Source organism: Enterococcus sp. DIV1307a, assembly GCF_050537425.1.
Classification (GTDB): domain Bacteria; phylum Bacillota; class Bacilli; order Lactobacillales; family Enterococcaceae; genus Enterococcus; species Enterococcus faecalis.
The window spans coordinates 817059-835000 of sequence record NZ_CP172914.1; the positions used below are offsets into that span (position 1 = coordinate 817059).

Consider the following 17942-nt stretch of genomic DNA (forward strand, 5'->3'; position numbering starts at 1 on the left):
TATATATAATAGTTAATATTTTGTTGTAAAAAGATAGCGATTCTCTTATAATCAAAGAGTAATTATTCGAAAACATGGATTTTAAGGGAGAGAAGTGCAATTATGAATACGTTTTTCAAATTAAAGGAAAACAAGACAACGGTATCAACTGAAATAATGGCGGGGATTACGACCTTTTTTGCAATGAGTTATATTTTATTTGTTAATCCGTCCATTCTTTCAGAAACAGGGATGCCTTTTCAGGCTGTTTTTTTAGCGACCATTATTGCTTCAATCATCGGTACATTAATTATGGGGCTGTTTGCTAATGTACCTTACGCTCAAGCACCGGGAATGGGACTCAATGCTTTCTTCACGTTTACGGTCGTTTTTGGGATGGGGTATACTTGGCAACAAGCATTAGCAATGGTTTTTATTTGTGGTTTGATTAACATTTTGATTACAGTGACAAAAATTCGCAAAATGATTATTAAAGCAATTCCAGAGAGTTTACAACATGCTATTGGTGGTGGGATTGGAATTTTTGTCGCTTATGTAGGGTTGAAAAATGCTGGCTTACTAAGTTTCACAGTACAAGCAGAACCTCAAAATGGTGTTGTGAATGGTTCGAGTATCGTGCCCGCTTTAGGAAATTTTGATAATCCAGCCATTATTTTGGCGGTAATTGGGTTAGTTTTAACAACGATTTTAGTTGTCACGAATGTTCGTGGAGCTATTTTAATTGGCATTGTGGTTACTACGTTAGTCGCAATTCCAATGGGGGTGGTAGACACTGCTTCGGTTGATTGGCATGCTAATTCGTTGGGCAATTCATTTAAAGAATTAGGTACAACTTTTGGCGCTGCTTTTGGTGCTGAGGGGTTACAGTCATTGTTTAGTGATTCTTCAAAAATTCCTCAAGTTTTAATGACCATTATTGCCTTCAGTTTATCAGATACGTTTGATACAATTGGAACATTTATCGGTACGGGACGTCGAACAGGGATTTTCTCTAAAGAAGATGAATTAGCTTTAGAAGATAGTAAGGGTTTCAGCACTAAAATGGACAAAGCTCTATTTGCAGATGCTATTGCAACATCTATCGGTGCGATTTTTGGTACATCGAATACGACAACTTATGTAGAAAGTGCAGCAGGAATCGGTGCGGGTGGTCGAACAGGTTTGACATCGGTAGTGGTAGCAATTCTATTTGCCCTAAGTAGTCTTTTTTCACCACTTATTGCTATTGTGCCAGCACAAGCTACGGCTCCAGCGTTAATTTTAGTGGGAATTATGATGTTAGCTTCTTTCAAAGACATCAATTGGACGGATTTAGAAGATGCGATTCCAGCATTTTTTGCTTCAATTTTCATGGGATTATGTTATAGCATCTCTTATGGGATTGCTGCTGGGTTCATCTTTTATGCAGTGGTGAAAGTAGTCAAAGGGAAAGCCAAAGAAGTTTCACCAATTATTTGGGTCATTGATGCGTTGTTTATCTTAAACTTTGTAATCTTAGCTATTTTATAGTAAATAGAAGTGAGGCTGAGATAACAGCGGTTAGCTTTGAAGGTGTTGCGTTTATTCAGCTATTTATCTTAAGCCCAAGTGTTAAGAAGTCTGGCAGATTGGTCGTTTTGACCGGTCTGTCAGACTTTTTTTTAAAAGAATTTTCTTTTGAGAGATTCACTCTTTTAGAGTATAGTGGTAGGTGAAGAGGTGATAAGGTGGATAAAAGTATGAAAATAAAATGGAAGCAGAATTTATTAGTCGCATGGATTGGTTGCTTTTTTACAGGGGCGAGTATTAGCTTAGTTATGCCGTTTATTCCAGTATATGTTGAACAATTAGGGACGCCTAAGAGTCAAGTAGAGTTGTTTTCTGGATTGGCAATTTCTGTCACGGCGTTTGCTGCTGCGATTGTTGCACCGATTTGGGGAAATTTAGCTGATCGAAAAGGTCGGAAAATTATGATGATTCGGGCTGCAGCAGGAATGACGATCACAATGGGGGCGTTAGCATTTGTCCCTAATGTATACTGGCTGTTGATTATGCGTTTTATGAACGGGATTTTATCCGGCTATATTCCTAACGCAACAGCGATGATTGCATCGCAGGCGCCAAAAGAGAAAAATGGCTGGGCTCTAGGGACATTATCAACAGGTGCAATTGCTGGGACGTTAATTGCGCCATCGATTGGCGGTGCGTTGGCACAGTGGTTTGGAATGGAAAATGTCTTTATTATTACCGGCGTTATTTTATTCATTACAACGTTGTTGACTATCTTTTTAGTTAAAGAAGATTTTCAACCAGTTGAGAAAAAGGATTTATTAACGACGAAAGAAATTTTTAGTAAGATGGATCATGTTTCAGTATTGATTGGTTTGTTTGTGACTACGTTAATTTTACAATTAGGAATTACAAGTATCAGCCCAATCTTAACGCTATATATTCGATCTTTAAGTGGCGATACAGAGAATGTATTATTTGTTAGTGGTTTGATTGTTTCGATTGCCGGCGTTTCAGCAATTATTTCTTCTCCAACTTTGGGAAAAATTGGGGACCGCATTGGGAACCAAAAAGTTTTATTAGGCGGATTAATTCTTTCTTTTATTTGTTACATTCCCATGGCGTTTGTGCAAACACCTTTTCAGTTAGGCGTTTTGCGATTCCTTTTAGGTTTTTCAACAGGCGCTTTAATGCCATCAATTAATACGTTAATTAGTAAAATAACGCCAACGGAGGGCGTAAGTAGAGTTTATAGTTACAATCAGATGTGTAGTAATTTCGGTCAAGTTTTAGGGCCGATGGTAGGGTCAACAGTTGCCCATGGTTTTGGCTATTCTTCTGTTTTTCTGGTAACCGCTTGTTTCGTTTTAGGAAACATTGGGTTGTCCTTCTTTAATTTCCGAAAAGTTTTAAATAAAAAGCTCTAAACAGTTGAAAAGATAAAAAAACCAGTTACAATAACTTTAGTAACTGGTTTTTTCTTATTTAACAGGTTTGGTTTCTTTCGGTACTGCAAAGTGTGCAATTAATAAAATAATAACGGCTGTTGCCAACGATAGAATCGTTGTCATTTTAAAGTCGTATGAACCGCCAGATAATGCACCGCCGATATATCCAACGACTTGGCCTAATGCGAAGGTCCAGAAAAATACAACAAGATAACGCATATGAGCACCTCTTTTCTAGCTCTTAGTTTAGCATATTTTCTTTAAAAGTAAAGAATCCGCGATAGGAAAATAAGAGAAGAGGCAAAAAATAGCAAGGATTCAAAAAGGAGCTGTCCAATGTCATTTCCACAATTACATACCGTTACTTCCTATTCGCTTTTATCTAGTACGGTTAGGATTCGTTCCTATGTAAAACAAGCGAAAGCGTTAGGTTATCAAACATTAGCGATTACCGATATCAATGTCTTGCATGGGGCGGTTGAATTTTATGAAGCATGCCAAGAAGCGGGAATTCAACCAATTATCGGTTTAAGATTAGAATATACCCCAGCAGAAAAAGAAGGGCATTCCGAGTTGCTTTTATTCGCTAAAAATTTAAAAGGTTATCAGCAATTAATGCAACTATCTAGCAGCAAAATGACAACAGAGGGTCCCTTTTACTTAGCGGAACATCAATCCTTATTAAGTGATTTATTTGCCGTGACTTTGTCAGCTAAAGGAGAAGTCGCCCAAACATTTTTTGAAGATGAACAACAAGCGGTTCACGCTTTCCAACAACTTGCTTCATATTTTGATCCCCAGTCGTTATTTGTTGAACATTCTTTTTCAATGAATCAACAACGCAATCCAGCGCTCTTTTCTTTTTACCAAAGAGAACAATTACCTGGCGTGGCTTTGCAAGAGGTACGTCATTTAACAAGGGAAGAAGGCTTTGCCGTAACTGTTCTTGAGAGCATCAAAGAAAATAATCAATTGAATATTACAAGCCAAACACCGGAAATAGAAGGTCTGAATTACTTGCGTGAAGCAGAGACGACGATGGAACAAATGCTTCAAATAGCTGGTGCAGAAGTGGTCCAGAATACGATTCAGCTAGCTGAAAATTGCCGAGTTGACATTCCTTTACATCAAAAATTATTACCGCATTTTCCTGTGCCTGATAATCAAACGGCAGGTTCTTATTTACGCACATTGTGTTTAGAAAAATTACCAGAAAGAGTGCCTCATCTAAATGAAGTTTACCAAAAACGATTAGAAAAAGAGTTAACCATCATTCACAATATGGGCTTTGATGATTACTTTTTAATCGTTTGGGATGTGATGGACTTCTGTCATAACAATCAAATTGTTACAGGCGCTGGCCGAGGTTCAGCTGCAGGCTCTTTAGTGTCCTATGTGTTATCAATTACAGATGTAGATCCAATCAAATATGATTTGCTTTTTGAACGTTTTTTGAATCCAGAACGCTACACGATGCCCGATATTGATTTAGATATTCCTGATAATCGGCGGGAGGAAGTTTTAGCTTATGTCAGTCAAAAATATGGTCATTATCACATGGCGCAAATTGCCACGTTTGGTACGATGGCTGCGAAAATGGTTTTACGGGACGTTGCACGTGTTTTCGGGTTGTCCCAGAGTGAAGCGAATCGTTGGTCGGCAGCTGTCCCCAACAAGCTGAAAATTACGTTAGAAGAAGCGTACCAAGAGTCGAAACGGATGCAAGAATTGGTCAATTTTTCACCAAATAATCAATTGCTCTATAAAACAGCTGTTCAGCTAGAAGGATTGCCTCGCCATGTTTCTACGCACGCAGCAGGTGTGGTAATTAGTGATGAAAATCTTTTGAATTTGGTTCCGTTACAACCAGGATCGAATGAAATTTTATTGACCCAATTTACTATGAATGATGTTGAAAAAATTGGTCTTCTGAAAATGGATTTCTTGGGCTTAAGAAATTTATCCATCATTGATGATACCCTCACAGCTGTTAAACGCGTCTATAATCGAACCATTCGTTTAAATCAGATTCCATTAGATGACGAAACAACGCTGGCTTTATTTAGAAAAGGGGAAACAAGTGGTGTTTTCCAGTTTGAATCTGCTGGAATTCGGAATGTATTAAGAAAATTAGGGCCAACTAGCATTGAAGATATTGCTGCTGTCAATGCCTTGTATCGTCCTGGTCCGATGCAAAATATTGATGTTTTCATCCGCCGGAAAAAAGGCTTGGAACAAATTAGTTATCCAGAGCCTAGTCTCGCCCCCATTTTGGAAAATACGTACGGAATTATTGTTTACCAAGAGCAGATTATGCAAGTTGCTGCGAAAATGGCAGGCTTCTCTTTAGGGCAAGCTGACATTTTACGTCGGGCCATTAGTAAAAAGAAAAAAGATGTGCTAGATGAAGAACGAAATCATTTTGTTAATGGTGCGTTACAACAAGGCTATCCCCAAGAAACAGCTAACCAAGTGTACGATTATATAGAGCGCTTTGCTAATTATGGCTTTAACCGCTCGCATGCATTTGCCTATTCCTTTATTGGTTTTCAAATGGCTTACTTGAAGGTTCATTATCCGAGTGCTTTTTATGTCGCATTGTTGCATTCTGTTCGTCATAATCCAACAAAAATTAAAGAATATATTGGCGAAGCTAGAAAAAACAAGCAGACGATTTTGCAGCCGTCAATTAACCAAAGTCACTACAGCTTTTACCTAAATCAGCAACAGCAAATTTTATTTGGTTTTAGTTCTTTAAAAGGAATCCGCCGAGACTTCATTCAAAATATTTTAAATGAACGCCGAGAAAATGGACCGTACAAAACGTTCGATGAGTTTCTTTTGCGAATTGACCGTAAGTGGTTGAAAGTTGAAAATATCGAACCATTGATTGCCATCGGTGCATTTGACGAAATTGCGCCTAATCGCCGTCAATTAGCGGTAGGTTTAGAGAGTAATATCCAAAGTATTCTTCTCAGCGGTGGTAGTATGGATTTGTTAGAAACGTTGAAGCCCAAGGAAGAAGAAATTGCCGATTATCCGCTAGAAGAGCGACTAGAACAAGAAGAACAATATTTAGGGGTCTATTTATCAGGACATCCGACAGAAGAGTTCAAAAAAACACGCTTAGCCAAGCAAACGCAACTTGTTCATGAACTTGTTGAAAATCAGCCCACGAAATTATTGATTTATGTCAAAAACATTCGGACGATTCGGACCAAAAAGGGAGAACAAATGGCCTTTGTTGATGGGGATGATACAACAGGAAGTATTTCACTAACGTTGTTCCCAACCGTTTTTCGCCAGTTAAGACAGAGTGTCGAGAAAGGGCAAGTTTATTATGTGGAAGGAAAAGTGGAACGCAGTACGTACAATCAAGAATTGCAAATATTGGTTCAACGAATAGAAAAAGCGCAACAAGTAGAAACATCAATTAGTGACGAAACGTGTTTTATCAGAATTACAAAAGATGTCGAACAAACGGACGTTTTTCAGAAAATGAAAGAGGTACTCAGTCGTCACGCTGGACACATTCCAGTGATTGTCTATTTTGAAAAAACAGGTAAGAAAATAGTATTAAATGAAGAAAATTGGGTCGCTCATACAAGCGCTAGTCAGCAACAATTAGCTTACGTTTTAGGCGAGCAAAACGTCATTTTCAAATGATTTACGGTAAAAAATACTAGTTGTTTTCAACTTTTTTCATTTTTTTCTTCTTAACTCAAGACATTTTGGTTCTTTAATGGTAAAATGAATGACGTAATATTTTTGTATATCAATTTTTGCGAAAAGGTTTCTTTTGGCAGTTGAAAGTATATTATATGAGGTGAAATAGCGAATGAAACGCATTGGTATTTTAACCAGCGGGGGAGATGCCCCTGGAATGAACGCTGCAATTCGTGCAGTCGTACGCAAAAGTATTTTTGATGGAATCGAAGTTTACGGTATTAACTATGGATTTGCCGGTTTAGTCGCAGGCGACATCCGTCGTTTAGATGTTGCTGACGTTGGCGATAAGATTCAACGTGGTGGAACATTCTTGTATTCTGCTCGTTATCCTGAATTTGCTACTGAAGAAGGGCAATTAAAAGGAATCGAACAATTGAAAAAATTCGGTATTGAAGGCTTAGTTGTTATTGGTGGAGACGGTTCTTATCATGGCGCAATGGCTTTGACAAAACGTGGTTTCCCCGCTGTTGGAATTCCTGGAACGATTGATAATGATATTCCTGGAACAGATTTCACAATCGGTTTTGATACAGCGATTAACACTGTTTTGGAATCAATTGACCGAATTCGTGATACAGCGACTTCTCATGTTCGTACATTCGTTATCGAAGTAATGGGACGTAACGCTGGTGATATCGCATTGTGGTCAGGCGTGGCAGGCGGAGCAGATGAAATCATTATTCCTGAACATGATTTTGATATGAAAAACGTTGCCAAACGTATTCAAGAAGGCCGCGACCGCGGGAAAAAACATTGCTTAATCATTTTAGCAGAAGGCGTAATGGGCGGAAATGAATTTGCTGATAAACTTTCTGAATACGGTGATTTCCATACGCGTGTATCAATTTTAGGACACGTGGTTCGTGGGGGCTCGCCAAGTGCTCGTGACCGTGTATTAGCAAGTAAATTTGGGTCATATGCTGTTGAACTTCTAAAAGAAGGCAAAGGCGGTTTATGTATCGGTATGTTAGATAACCAAGTAGTTGCAGCTGATATTATTGACACGTTAGAAAACAATAAACATAAACCAGATTTATCTCTTTATGAGTTAAATCATGAAATTTCTTTTTAATCTTGTATATTAGCTAATCTTATTAGCTTTGTATAAACAAATTTGGAATAGGAGCGTTTTAGTAATGAAAAAAACGAAAATCGTATGTACGATTGGACCAGCTAGTGAATCCGTTGATATGCTAGTAAACTTAATTAATGCAGGTATGAATGTTTGCCGTTTGAACTTTTCACATGGTGACTACGAAGAGCATGGTGCTCGTATTAAAAACATTCGTGAAGCTGTAAAAATTACAGGGAAACGCGTAGCGATCTTACTAGATACAAAAGGTCCTGAAATCCGCACAAATGACATGGAAAATGGCGCAATCACAATGAAAATTGGTGACTCAGTACGTATTTCTATGACAGAAGTTTTAGGAACAAATGAAAAATTCTCAATCACTTATCCAGAATTAATCAATGATGTAAACGTAGGTTCACACATTCTTTTAGATGATGGTTTAATCGATTTAGAAGTAACTGATATCGACCGTGATGCAAACGAAATCGTAACAGTTGTTAAAAACGAAGGCGTCTTGAAAAACAAAAAAGGCGTTAACGTACCAGGCGTTTCTGTAAACTTACCAGGGATCACTGAAAAAGATGCTAACGATATCCGTTTCGGAATTGGTCAAGGAATTGACTTTATCGCAGCTAGCTTCGTTCGTCGTGCTTCTGACGTTTTAGAAATCACTAAAATTTTAGAAGAAGAAAACGCAACACACATCCAAATCATTCCTAAAATCGAAAACCAAGAAGGTATCGATAATATCGATGAAATCTTAAAAGTTTCTGATGGTTTAATGGTTGCTCGTGGTGACATGGGTGTTGAAATTCCAACAGAAGATGTTCCAGTTGTCCAAAAAGCTTTAATTAAAAAATGTAATGCTTTAGGTAAACCAGTTATCACTGCAACACAAATGTTAGATTCAATGCAACGTAACCCACGTCCAACACGTGCGGAAGCAAATGACGTAGCAAACGCAATCTACGATGGAACAGATGCAGTAATGTTATCAGGCGAAACTGCAGCAGGGGATTACCCATTAGAAGCTGTTCAAACAATGGCTCGTATTGCAGTTCGTACAGAAGAAACATTAGTTAACCAAGATTCATTCGCATTGAAATTATATAGCAAAACAGATATGACTGAAGCAATCGGACAATCTGTTGGCCATACAGCACGTAACTTGGGTATCCAAACAATCGTTGCGGCAACAGAATCAGGCCATACAGCACGTATGATCTCTAAATACCGTCCAAAAGCACATATCGTTGCAATTACGTTCTCAGAACAAAAAGCACGTAGCTTGTCATTATCATGGGGTGTTTACGCAACAGTTGCTGACAAACCATCAAGCACAGATGAAATGTTTAATTTAGCTTCAAAAGTATCACAAGAAGAAGGTTATGCTTCAGAAGGTGATTTAATCATTATCACTGCTGGTGTTCCAGTTGGCGAAAAAGGGACAACAAACTTAATGAAAATTCAAATGATCGGTTCTAAATTAGTTCAAGGTCAAGGTGTCGGCGAAGAAGCAATTATTGCAAAAGCCGTTGTGGCAGGAACTGCTGAAGAAGCAGTTGCTAAAGCGACTGAAGGAGCTATTTTAGTTACAAAAACAACAGATAAAGAATACATGCCAGCAATTGAAAAAGCATCAGCATTAGTTGTTGAAGAAGGTGGTTTAACTTCTCATGCAGCTGTTGTAGCGATTGCGCAAAATATTCCAGTTATCGTAGGTGCTGCAGATGCAACATCATTAATTAATAATGACGAAGTGATTACTGTTGATCCTCGTCGTGGTATTGTTTACCGCGGAGCAACAACAGCTATCTAAGTCTAATTAATTCAATCATTTGATTTTAAGCAATATGTACTCGGACGCAAAGCTGGGACAAACCGATTCGTCAGTTTGTCTCAGCTTTTTTTACAAGGAAGACAGTAGTACGAAATGTTCAGAAAACACGTATTCAGTAAATAAAGAGTTGGGCGCAAATAGTAAAATTATGTCTTAGTTTTAAATTATCTATGTTATTTCACACAAAAATTTTGTTATTTAATTAAATAAGCGCTAAGCTATCTTCAACAGAAAAACAATTATAAAAAAAACGAAAGAAAAACAGGAAATAAGAAAGGGCTGTCAAGAAAATTTCATTGACAAAGCTTTCATACCCCTGTATAATAGCTTTTGTTGCTTAGGAGTGATAATTATGAAGTGGTCTTTGTTAGAATTAAATAAATACAAAGAAGAGCCGCTAGTGTTTTCAGAAACATTGCATCTTAAAGAAGAGCTTCTTCAACGAGATGATACCTTGTTGGATGTAAGTCCAATCAAAGTAGAAGGCTTATTAGCAGTCAATAAATCAGAATATTTACTTCATTACACTATTCAGGTAACTGTAACCGTTCCTTCATCCCGTTCTTTAGAACCTGTAGCTTTGCCAATGCAAATCACGGTCGATGAAGTCTTTATGACAAAAGAACAAATGGATACAAGAGATGAACGATTTGCAGCTGAAGAGATTATTTTATTGGACAAGCCAACAATTGATTTAGATGAATCTGTCGAAGACAACATTCTATTGTCCATTCCAATTCAAGTGCTTACAGAAGAAGAACAAAACAGTCAAGAAATGCCAAGTGGCAATGACTGGGAAGTGATTTCAGAAGAAGCATATTTGGAAAGTAAGCAGAAAGCAGCAGAACAAACAGTGGATCCTCGTCTGGCTAAACTATCAGAATTACTCAGCGATAATGCTGAAGAGGAAGATAACAGCTAGGTTGGAATATATTGTGTATGTAAATACACGCATCTTTACAAGGAGGTGGAACAACAATGGCAGTACCAGCTAGAAGAACTTCTAAAGCGAAAAAAGCAAAACGTCGCACACACTACAAATTAACAATCAAAGGCTTAAATGCATGCTCAAACTGTGGTGAAATGAAAAAAAGCCATCACGTATGTCCAGCATGTGGTCACTACGATGGAAAAGACGTAATGTCTAAAGAAGCATAAGCATAAAAACATTTTTTGAAATGTTGAATCCCCTAGGCTAACCATGGAGCCTAGGGGATTTGTATTTTTTTAAGAAAATATGAAGAAATTGGAAATTTATTGGCACTATATTGTTTTCATATGAAAGATAGTGCGTTATAATAGTGAGGATTATAAGAGAATGCTCATAGAATTTTCGTTGATTATAATATAGGAGGTCATAAAATGACAAAACAACAATTTGGCGTAGTCGGCATGGCTGTCATGGGAAAAAATCTTGCTTTAAACATTGAAAGCAGAGGCTATACAGTTGCGCTGTATAACCGTACAGGATCAAAAACAACAGAAGTGGTTGAAGAACATCCTGACAAAAACTTTCAAGCAACATACTCAATTGAGGAATTTGTGAATGCAATTGAAAAACCTCGTCGAATTATGTTGATGGTTAAAGCTGGACCTGCAACAGATGCGACAATCCAAGAATTGTTACCACATCTTGATAAAGGCGACATCTTAATTGATGGCGGTAATACGTTCTTCAAAGACACAATGCGACGTAATGAAGAACTAGCAAACTCAGGAATTAACTTTATTGGTACTGGCGTTTCTGGCGGAGAAGAAGGAGCCTTGAAAGGACCATCTATCATGCCTGGCGGACAAAAAGAAGCGTATGAGTTAGTTGCGCCAATTCTTGAAAAAATTTCAGCTAAAGCAGAAGACGGTGAACCATGTGTGACTTACATTGGCCCAAATGGTGCTGGACATTATGTAAAAATGGTTCATAATGGGATTGAATATGGGGACATGCAATTAATTGCTGAATCCTACGATTTAATGAAACAAATCTTAGGTTTATCTGTTGATGAAATGGCAGAGATTTTCAAAGAATGGAACGAAGGCGAATTAGACAGTTACCTTATCGAGATCACGGCTGACATTTTGACACGTAAAGATGATGAAGGAACCGACCAACCAATCGTTGATGTTATTCTTGATGCAGCAGGCAACAAAGGAACAGGTAAATGGACAAGCCAAAGTGCGTTAGATCTTGGCGTACCATTACCATTAATTACAGAATCAGTATTTGCACGTTTTATTTCGGCTTACAAAGAAGAACGCGTAAAAGCAAGTGGCATTTTATCAAAACCTGCAGCCTTTAACTTTGCAGGCGATAAAAAAGAATTGATTGAAAAAATTCGCGAAGCATTATACTTTAGTAAATTAATGAGTTATGCGCAAGGGTTTGCACAACTCCGTGCAGCTTCTGAAGAATACGGATGGGATTTACCATTTGGTGAAATTGCAAAAATCTGGCGAGCAGGTTGTATTATCCGTGCACAATTCTTACAAAAAATTACCGATGCATATGAAAAAAATCCAGCACTTGAAAACTTGTTGTTAGATGAATACTTCGTAGAAATTACGAAAAAATATCAACAAGCCGTTCGTGAAGTTGTTGCGATTGCTGTTCAAGCAGGTGTTCCTGTACCAACATTCTCATCTGCAATTGCTTATTACGATTCTTATCGTTCAGATCGCTTACCAGCGAATTTAATTCAAGCACAACGTGATTACTTCGGTGCTCATACGTACGAACGCACAGACAAAGAAGGAATCTACCATTACAGCTGGTACAACGAAGAATAAACACGCTGGAGACCATGAGTGTGGCTCACCATGCTCATGGTTTTACTGTGGCTTAAAAAAGAACCAGATAGATTGAGTAGTAATTCTCTAATAAGTAGTAAGGAATAAAAAGGTTGAGCTTGAGTATAGCTTTTAAAGAGAAAGGACAATTAATCAAATGAGCAACATTTTAATTATTGAAGATGAAAAGAACTTAGCGAGATTCGTTGAGCTTGAATTAAAACATGAGGGGTATACGACAGAAGTACACTACAATGGTCGTACAGGATTGGAAGCCGCTCTTAACAACGAATGGGATGCTATCCTTCTTGATTTGATGTTACCAGAATTAAATGGATTAGAAGTATGTCGCCGTGTTCGCCAAGTGAAAAATACACCAATTATTATGATGACTGCGCGTGATTCAGTAATTGACCGTGTTTCTGGCTTAGACCATGGAGCGGATGATTATATTGTTAAACCATTTGCAATTGAAGAATTGTTAGCTCGTTTACGTGCGTTACTTCGTCGTATTGATATTGAGGGCGATAAAAACGTTGCAAAACAAACAACGATTACATATCGTGACTTAACAATTGAAAAAGAAAATCGTGTCGTTCGTCGTAATTCTGAAATGATTGAATTAACAAAACGCGAATACGAATTACTATTAACGCTAATGGAAAACGTGAACGTTGTCTTGGCACGTGATGTGTTACTAAATAAAGTTTGGGGCTATGAAACAGAAGTAGAAACAAACGTTGTGGATGTGTATATCCGCTACTTGCGAAATAAAATTGACGTACCTGGAGAAGAAAGCTACATCCAAACTGTCCGTGGAACTGGCTACGTTATGCGTTCGTGAGAACTAATTAATGAAAAGAACGATTAAAAAAGAACTGGAAGGCCCATCTTTAACTATAAAGTGGGCTTTCGCAAGTTCTTTCTTTATATTTGTAGTTTTTACCATTTTTGCGGTGATTACCTATAAGTCTTCTGTCAGTCTTATTGTTGCCAAAGAAAAGGAAAATGTCGAAGCAACGATTGCAGAAGTAACAAATCGATTAGCTAATGCCAATGAAAATTTAACGGTAACAGACGTTTTTGACTATTTAAAAACGCCGAGTGAAAGAGATGAAAACTACTATAATAAGCATACAGCAGTAGAAGGTTCGTTTATGGAAATGGACAGTTTCATATCTGAACTAGGACAACCAGAACTTTATTTATCTGTGTATGACACAAACCAAAAACTAGTTTTTAAAACACAAAATGAATATGATAAGTTATTACAATTGGATCGACAATTACCTGTTGTTCGAACCGTTTTTGATAAAACCGGTTTTTATTCCGTGGAACCTATTTTTTCAAAAGAAACACGAGAAAAGATTGGCTATATTCAAGCGTTTTATGAACTTTCTTCTTTTTATGAAATTCGTAATCATTTATTATTAACACTTGTAGTTTTAGAAGTGATTTCTCTGATTGTAAGTAGTGTCTTAGGCTTTATCCTCTCTTCTTATTTCTTAAAACCATTAAAAGTATTGAGAGACACGATGGATACAATCCGCAAAGACCCGCAATCAGATGTCCACATGCCGGAGATTAATACGAGAGATGAGTTAGCAGATATTTCGGAAATATTTAATGAAATGTTAGATCGTATGAGACGCTATATCGAACAACAAGAGCAGTTTGTTGAAGATGTTTCCCATGAATTAAGAACGCCCGTTGCGATTATGGAAGGCCATTTAAACCTTTTAAATCGTTGGGGGAAAGACGATCCTGAAATTTTAGATGAATCATTAAAGGCCAGTTTACAAGAAATTAGTCGTATGAAGAGTTTGGTCCAAGAAATGCTTGACCTTTCACGCGCTGAACAAGTGGACACCCAATATGCAAATGAACGAACAGATGCTAAACAAGTAGTCTACCAAGTATTTAATAACTTCCAATTGGTTTATCCTGAGTTTCATATCACATTAGATGACGATTTACCAACCGAAGTTGAGCTGAAAATCTATCGTAATCACTTTGAACAATTGCTAATTATTCTATTAGATAATGCGATTAAATATTCAACCGATCGAAAAGAAGTGCATATTTCCATTTCTCGAACGATGAATGAATTTGAAATAGCTGTGCAAGATTTTGGTGAAGGAATCACTGAAGAAGACTTGGAGAAAATATTTGATCGATTCTATCGAGTAGATAAAGCCCGTGCAAGAAATAAAGGTGGTAATGGCTTAGGTCTATCGATTGCAAAACAATTAGTCGAAAACTATAAAGGACGTATTGATGCAGAAAGCGTATTGCATCAAGGAACGATCTTTAGAATTTTTATTCCAATCGCTGGAATAAAAGAAGAGAGCAACGTACAATAAAGTACGTTGCTTTTTTTACGAATGATTAACGAACATTTCAGTAAGAGAAAAGGGATTATAAGATAAAGAAACGAATGTTTTCTTTGCAGAAAATATTCATCGTTCGAAATTGAAAAAAATGTTATTTTTCTGCAAAATAATAGTTGCGTTTTAGAAAAATCCTTGGTATATTAATATCTGTTCTGACAAACAGTTCGTTAAGAAAAAAGTTTTAAAAAGTTAAAAATTTTTCTTGACGAAAAGATAAATAACATGTTAGAATAACAAAGTCGTTAAAGAAATTGCTTTTAAATCAATCATTTGATCAAAAAAACTTGTTATAAAATAACAAAAAAGTTTTAAAAAGTTGTTGACAAACAACTGAGATAATGATAAGATATAGAAGTTGTCACAACAGACGGCAACGACCGAGCAAAACAACTTAAAAGAAATTTTTTAAAAAAGTTCTTGACATTCAAACGAAAGTTTGTTATGATATAAAAGTTGCTGCGAGGTAACGTAGACCTTTGAAAACTGAACAAAGAATAGACGAACCAAATGTGTAGGGCGTCTTGATTCAATTCAAGACAACAAACATTTTTAACAAGCAAGCAATATGCTAGCAAACAAATTGAGCTTAACAATCGCAAGATTGTTCTAACTTTTATTATGAGAGTTTGATCCTGGCTCAGGACGAACGCTGGCGGCGTGCCTAATACATGCAAGTCGAACGCTTCTTTCCTCCCGAGTGCTTGCACTCAATTGGAAAGAGGAGTGGCGGACGGGTGAGTAACACGTGGGTAACCTACCCATCAGAGGGGGATAACACTTGGAAACAGGTGCTAATACCGCATAACAGTTTATGCCGCATGGCATAAGAGTGAAAGGCGCTTTCGGGTGTCGCTGATGGATGGACCCGCGGTGCATTAGCTAGTTGGTGAGGTAACGGCTCACCAAGGCCACGATGCATAGCCGACCTGAGAGGGTGATCGGCCACACTGGGACTGAGACACGGCCCAGACTCCTACGGGAGGCAGCAGTAGGGAATCTTCGGCAATGGACGAAAGTCTGACCGAGCAACGCCGCGTGAGTGAAGAAGGTTTTCGGATCGTAAAACTCTGTTGTTAGAGAAGAACAAGGACGTTAGTAACTGAACGTCCCCTGACGGTATCTAACCAGAAAGCCACGGCTAACTACGTGCCAGCAGCCGCGGTAATACGTAGGTGGCAAGCGTTGTCCGGATTTATTGGGCGTAAAGCGAGCGCAGGCGGTTTCTTAAGTCTGATGTGAAAGCCCCCGGCTCAACCGGGGAGGGTCATTGGAAACTGGGAGACTTGAGTGCAGAAGAGGAGAGTGGAATTCCATGTGTAGCGGTGAAATGCGTAGATATATGGAGGAACACCAGTGGCGAAGGCGGCTCTCTGGTCTGTAACTGACGCTGAGGCTCGAAAGCGTGGGGAGCAAACAGGATTAGATACCCTGGTAGTCCACGCCGTAAACGATGAGTGCTAAGTGTTGGAGGGTTTCCGCCCTTCAGTGCTGCAGCAAACGCATTAAGCACTCCGCCTGGGGAGTACGACCGCAAGGTTGAAACTCAAAGGAATTGACGGGGGCCCGCACAAGCGGTGGAGCATGTGGTTTAATTCGAAGCAACGCGAAGAACCTTACCAGGTCTTGACATCCTTTGACCACTCTAGAGATAGAGCTTTCCCTTCGGGGACAAAGTGACAGGTGGTGCATGGTTGTCGTCAGCTCGTGTCGTGAGATGTTGGGTTAAGTCCCGCAACGAGCGCAACCCTTATTGTTAGTTGCCATCATTTAGTTGGGCACTCTAGCGAGACTGCCGGTGACAAACCGGAGGAAGGTGGGGATGACGTCAAATCATCATGCCCCTTATGACCTGGGCTACACACGTGCTACAATGGGAAGTACAACGAGTCGCTAGACCGCGAGGTCATGCAAATCTCTTAAAGCTTCTCTCAGTTCGGATTGCAGGCTGCAACTCGCCTGCATGAAGCCGGAATCGCTAGTAATCGCGGATCAGCACGCCGCGGTGAATACGTTCCCGGGCCTTGTACACACCGCCCGTCACACCACGAGAGTTTGTAACACCCGAAGTCGGTGAGGTAACCTTTTTGGAGCCAGCCGCCTAAGGTGGGATAGATGATTGGGGTGAAGTCGTAACAAGGTAGCCGTATCGGAAGGTGCGGCTGGATCACCTCCTTTCTAAGGAATATTACGGAAATACACATTTCGTCTTTACTTTGTTCAGTTTTGAGAGGTCTACTCTCAATCAAATAAGTTCGGGGCCTTAGCTCAGCTGGGAGAGCGCCTGCTTTGCACGCAGGAGGTCAGCGGTTCGATCCCGCTAGGCTCCATTGATAGCTTTTGCTATCAGATTCGTTCATTGAAAACTGGATATTGAAGTAAAAAGAATCAAAACAAACCGAGAACACCGCGTTGAATGAGTTTTTTAATAAGTTCAATTGCTTATTTATTGATTAACCTTCTATCGCTAGAAGAAGTGATCAAGACCCAACCGTAAGGTTGATAAGGTTAAGTGAATAAGGGCGCACGGTGGATGCCTTGGCACTAGGAGCCGATGAAGGACGGGACTAACACCGATATGCTTTGGGGAGCTGTAAGTAAGCTATGATCCAGAGATTTCCGAATGGGGGAACCCAATATCTTTTATAGGATATTACTTTTCAGTGAATACATAGCTGATTAGAGGTAGACGCAGAGAACTGAAACATCTTAGTACCTGCAGGAAGAGAAAGAAAATTCGATTCCCTGAGTAGCGGCGAGCGAAACGGGAAGAGCCCAAACCAACAAGCTTGCTTGTTGGGGTTGTAGGACTCCAATATGGTAGTCTGTTAGTATAGTTGAAGGATTTGGAAAATTCCGCTAAAGAGGGTGAAAGCCCCGTAGACGAAATGCTGACAACACCTAGGAGGATCCTGAGTACGGCGGAACACGAGAAATTCCGTCGGAATCCGCGGGGACCATCCCGCAAGGCTAAATACTCCCTAGTGACCGATAGTGAACCAGTACCGTGAGGGAAAGGTGAAAAGCACCCCGGAAGGGGAGTGAAATAGATCCTGAAACCGTGTGCCTACAACAAGTCAAAGCTCGTTAATGAGTGATGGCGTGCCTTTTGTAGAATGAACCGGCGAGTTACGATTGCATGCGAGGTTAAGTCGAAGAGACGGAGCCGCAGCGAAAGCGAGTCTGAA

General features: G+C 39.0%; 11 protein-coding genes, 1 tRNA gene and 2 rRNA genes (1 of these 14 only partly in view). 13 read left to right on the forward strand and 1 reads right to left on the reverse strand.

From position 1 onward, the window contains the following. Positions 1 to 102: 102 nt before the first annotated feature. On the forward strand, positions 103 to 1509 hold the full coding sequence (locus IGL90_RS03965) for an NCS2 family permease (RefSeq protein WP_048737172.1): 1407 nt from the start codon (positions 103 to 105) through the stop codon (positions 1507 to 1509). A gap of 209 nt (positions 1510 to 1718) precedes the next feature. After that, on the forward strand, positions 1719 to 2915 hold the full coding sequence (locus tag IGL90_RS03970) for a multidrug efflux MFS transporter (RefSeq protein WP_002381323.1): 1197 nt from the start codon (positions 1719 to 1721) through the stop codon (positions 2913 to 2915). 54 nt (positions 2916 to 2969) lie between these two features. On the opposite strand, the gene IGL90_RS03975 is transcribed toward IGL90_RS03970, so the two are convergent. Further along, on the reverse strand, positions 2970 to 3155 hold the full coding sequence (locus IGL90_RS03975) for a YjzD family protein (protein WP_002355945.1): 186 nt from the start codon (positions 3153 to 3155) through the stop codon (positions 2970 to 2972). Between the two features lie 117 nt (positions 3156 to 3272). On the opposite strand from IGL90_RS03975, the gene dnaE reads away from it, so the two are divergent. The 11 genes from dnaE to IGL90_RS04030 all read left to right on the forward strand — a co-directional run. Beyond that, positions 3273 to 6602, forward strand: a complete 3330-nt coding sequence (gene dnaE, locus IGL90_RS03980) for a DNA polymerase III subunit alpha (RefSeq protein ID WP_002379216.1) — start codon at positions 3273 to 3275, stop codon at positions 6600 to 6602. Between the two features lie 172 nt (positions 6603 to 6774). Further along, positions 6775 to 7737 (forward strand): 6-phosphofructokinase, encoded by a 963-nt coding sequence (pfkA, locus tag IGL90_RS03985; protein ID WP_002355947.1) that lies wholly within the window; start codon positions 6775 to 6777, stop codon positions 7735 to 7737. Positions 7738 to 7801: 64 nt separating this feature from the next. Continuing rightward, positions 7802 to 9559, forward strand: a complete 1758-nt coding sequence (gene pyk / locus IGL90_RS03990) for a pyruvate kinase (RefSeq protein WP_002355949.1) — start codon at positions 7802 to 7804, stop codon at positions 9557 to 9559. 373 nt (positions 9560 to 9932) lie between these two features. After that, entirely contained in the window at positions 9933 to 10502 is a 570-nt protein-coding gene (locus IGL90_RS03995) for a YceD family protein (RefSeq protein WP_002363429.1), read from the forward strand. A 56-nt stretch (positions 10503 to 10558) separates the two neighbouring features. After that, the gene (gene rpmF, locus IGL90_RS04000) at positions 10559 to 10738 is read left to right on the forward strand and encodes a 50S ribosomal protein L32 (protein ID WP_002355952.1); all 180 of its coding nucleotides are present in this window, start codon (positions 10559 to 10561) and stop codon (positions 10736 to 10738) included. A 204-nt stretch (positions 10739 to 10942) separates the two neighbouring features. Further along, positions 10943 to 12364, forward strand: a complete 1422-nt coding sequence (gene gndA / locus IGL90_RS04005) for an NADP-dependent phosphogluconate dehydrogenase (protein WP_002355953.1) — start codon at positions 10943 to 10945, stop codon at positions 12362 to 12364. Between the two features lie 157 nt (positions 12365 to 12521). Next, entirely contained in the window at positions 12522 to 13208 is a 687-nt protein-coding gene (locus IGL90_RS04010; RefSeq protein ID WP_002355954.1) for a response regulator transcription factor, read from the forward strand. A gap of 10 nt (positions 13209 to 13218) precedes the next feature. Then, a complete protein-coding gene (locus IGL90_RS04015; RefSeq protein ID WP_002363430.1) occupies positions 13219 to 14727 on the forward strand; it encodes a HAMP domain-containing sensor histidine kinase in 1509 nt (502 codons plus the stop codon). A 644-nt stretch (positions 14728 to 15371) separates the two neighbouring features. Further along, a 16S ribosomal RNA gene (locus IGL90_RS04020) occupies positions 15372 to 16932 on the forward strand. Positions 16933 to 17011: 79 nt separating this feature from the next. After that, positions 17012 to 17084 (forward strand) — tRNA-Ala (locus IGL90_RS04025). A 176-nt stretch (positions 17085 to 17260) separates the two neighbouring features. Then, positions 17261 to 17942: ribosomal RNA gene (locus IGL90_RS04030) — 23S ribosomal RNA — on the forward strand (it continues 2231 nt past the right edge of the window). The 16S and 23S rRNA genes sit together here with 1 tRNA gene alongside, the layout of an rRNA operon.

Bases quoted from the DNA above. Each gene is read 5' to 3' on its own strand.
- IGL90_RS03965 (WP_048737172.1), top strand. From the start codon at position 103: ATGAATACGTTTTTCAAATTAAAGGAAAACAAGACAACGGTATCAACT.
- IGL90_RS03970 (WP_002381323.1), top strand. From the start codon at position 1,719: ATGAAAATAAAATGGAAGCAGAATTTATTAGTCGCATGGATTGGTTGC.
- IGL90_RS03975 (WP_002355945.1), bottom strand. From the start codon at position 3,155: ATGCGTTATCTTGTTGTATTTTTCTGGACCTTCGCATTAGGCCAAGTC.
- dnaE (WP_002379216.1), top strand. From the start codon at position 3,273: ATGTCATTTCCACAATTACATACCGTTACTTCCTATTCGCTTTTATCT.
- pfkA (WP_002355947.1), top strand. From the start codon at position 6,775: ATGAAACGCATTGGTATTTTAACCAGCGGGGGAGATGCCCCTGGAATG.
- pyk (WP_002355949.1), top strand. From the start codon at position 7,802: ATGAAAAAAACGAAAATCGTATGTACGATTGGACCAGCTAGTGAATCC.
- IGL90_RS03995 (WP_002363429.1), top strand. From the start codon at position 9,933: ATGAAGTGGTCTTTGTTAGAATTAAATAAATACAAAGAAGAGCCGCTA.
- rpmF (WP_002355952.1), top strand. From the start codon at position 10,559: ATGGCAGTACCAGCTAGAAGAACTTCTAAAGCGAAAAAAGCAAAACGT.
- gndA (WP_002355953.1), top strand. From the start codon at position 10,943: ATGACAAAACAACAATTTGGCGTAGTCGGCATGGCTGTCATGGGAAAA.
- IGL90_RS04010 (WP_002355954.1), top strand. From the start codon at position 12,522: ATGAGCAACATTTTAATTATTGAAGATGAAAAGAACTTAGCGAGATTC.
- IGL90_RS04015 (WP_002363430.1), top strand. From the start codon at position 13,219: ATGAAAAGAACGATTAAAAAAGAACTGGAAGGCCCATCTTTAACTATA.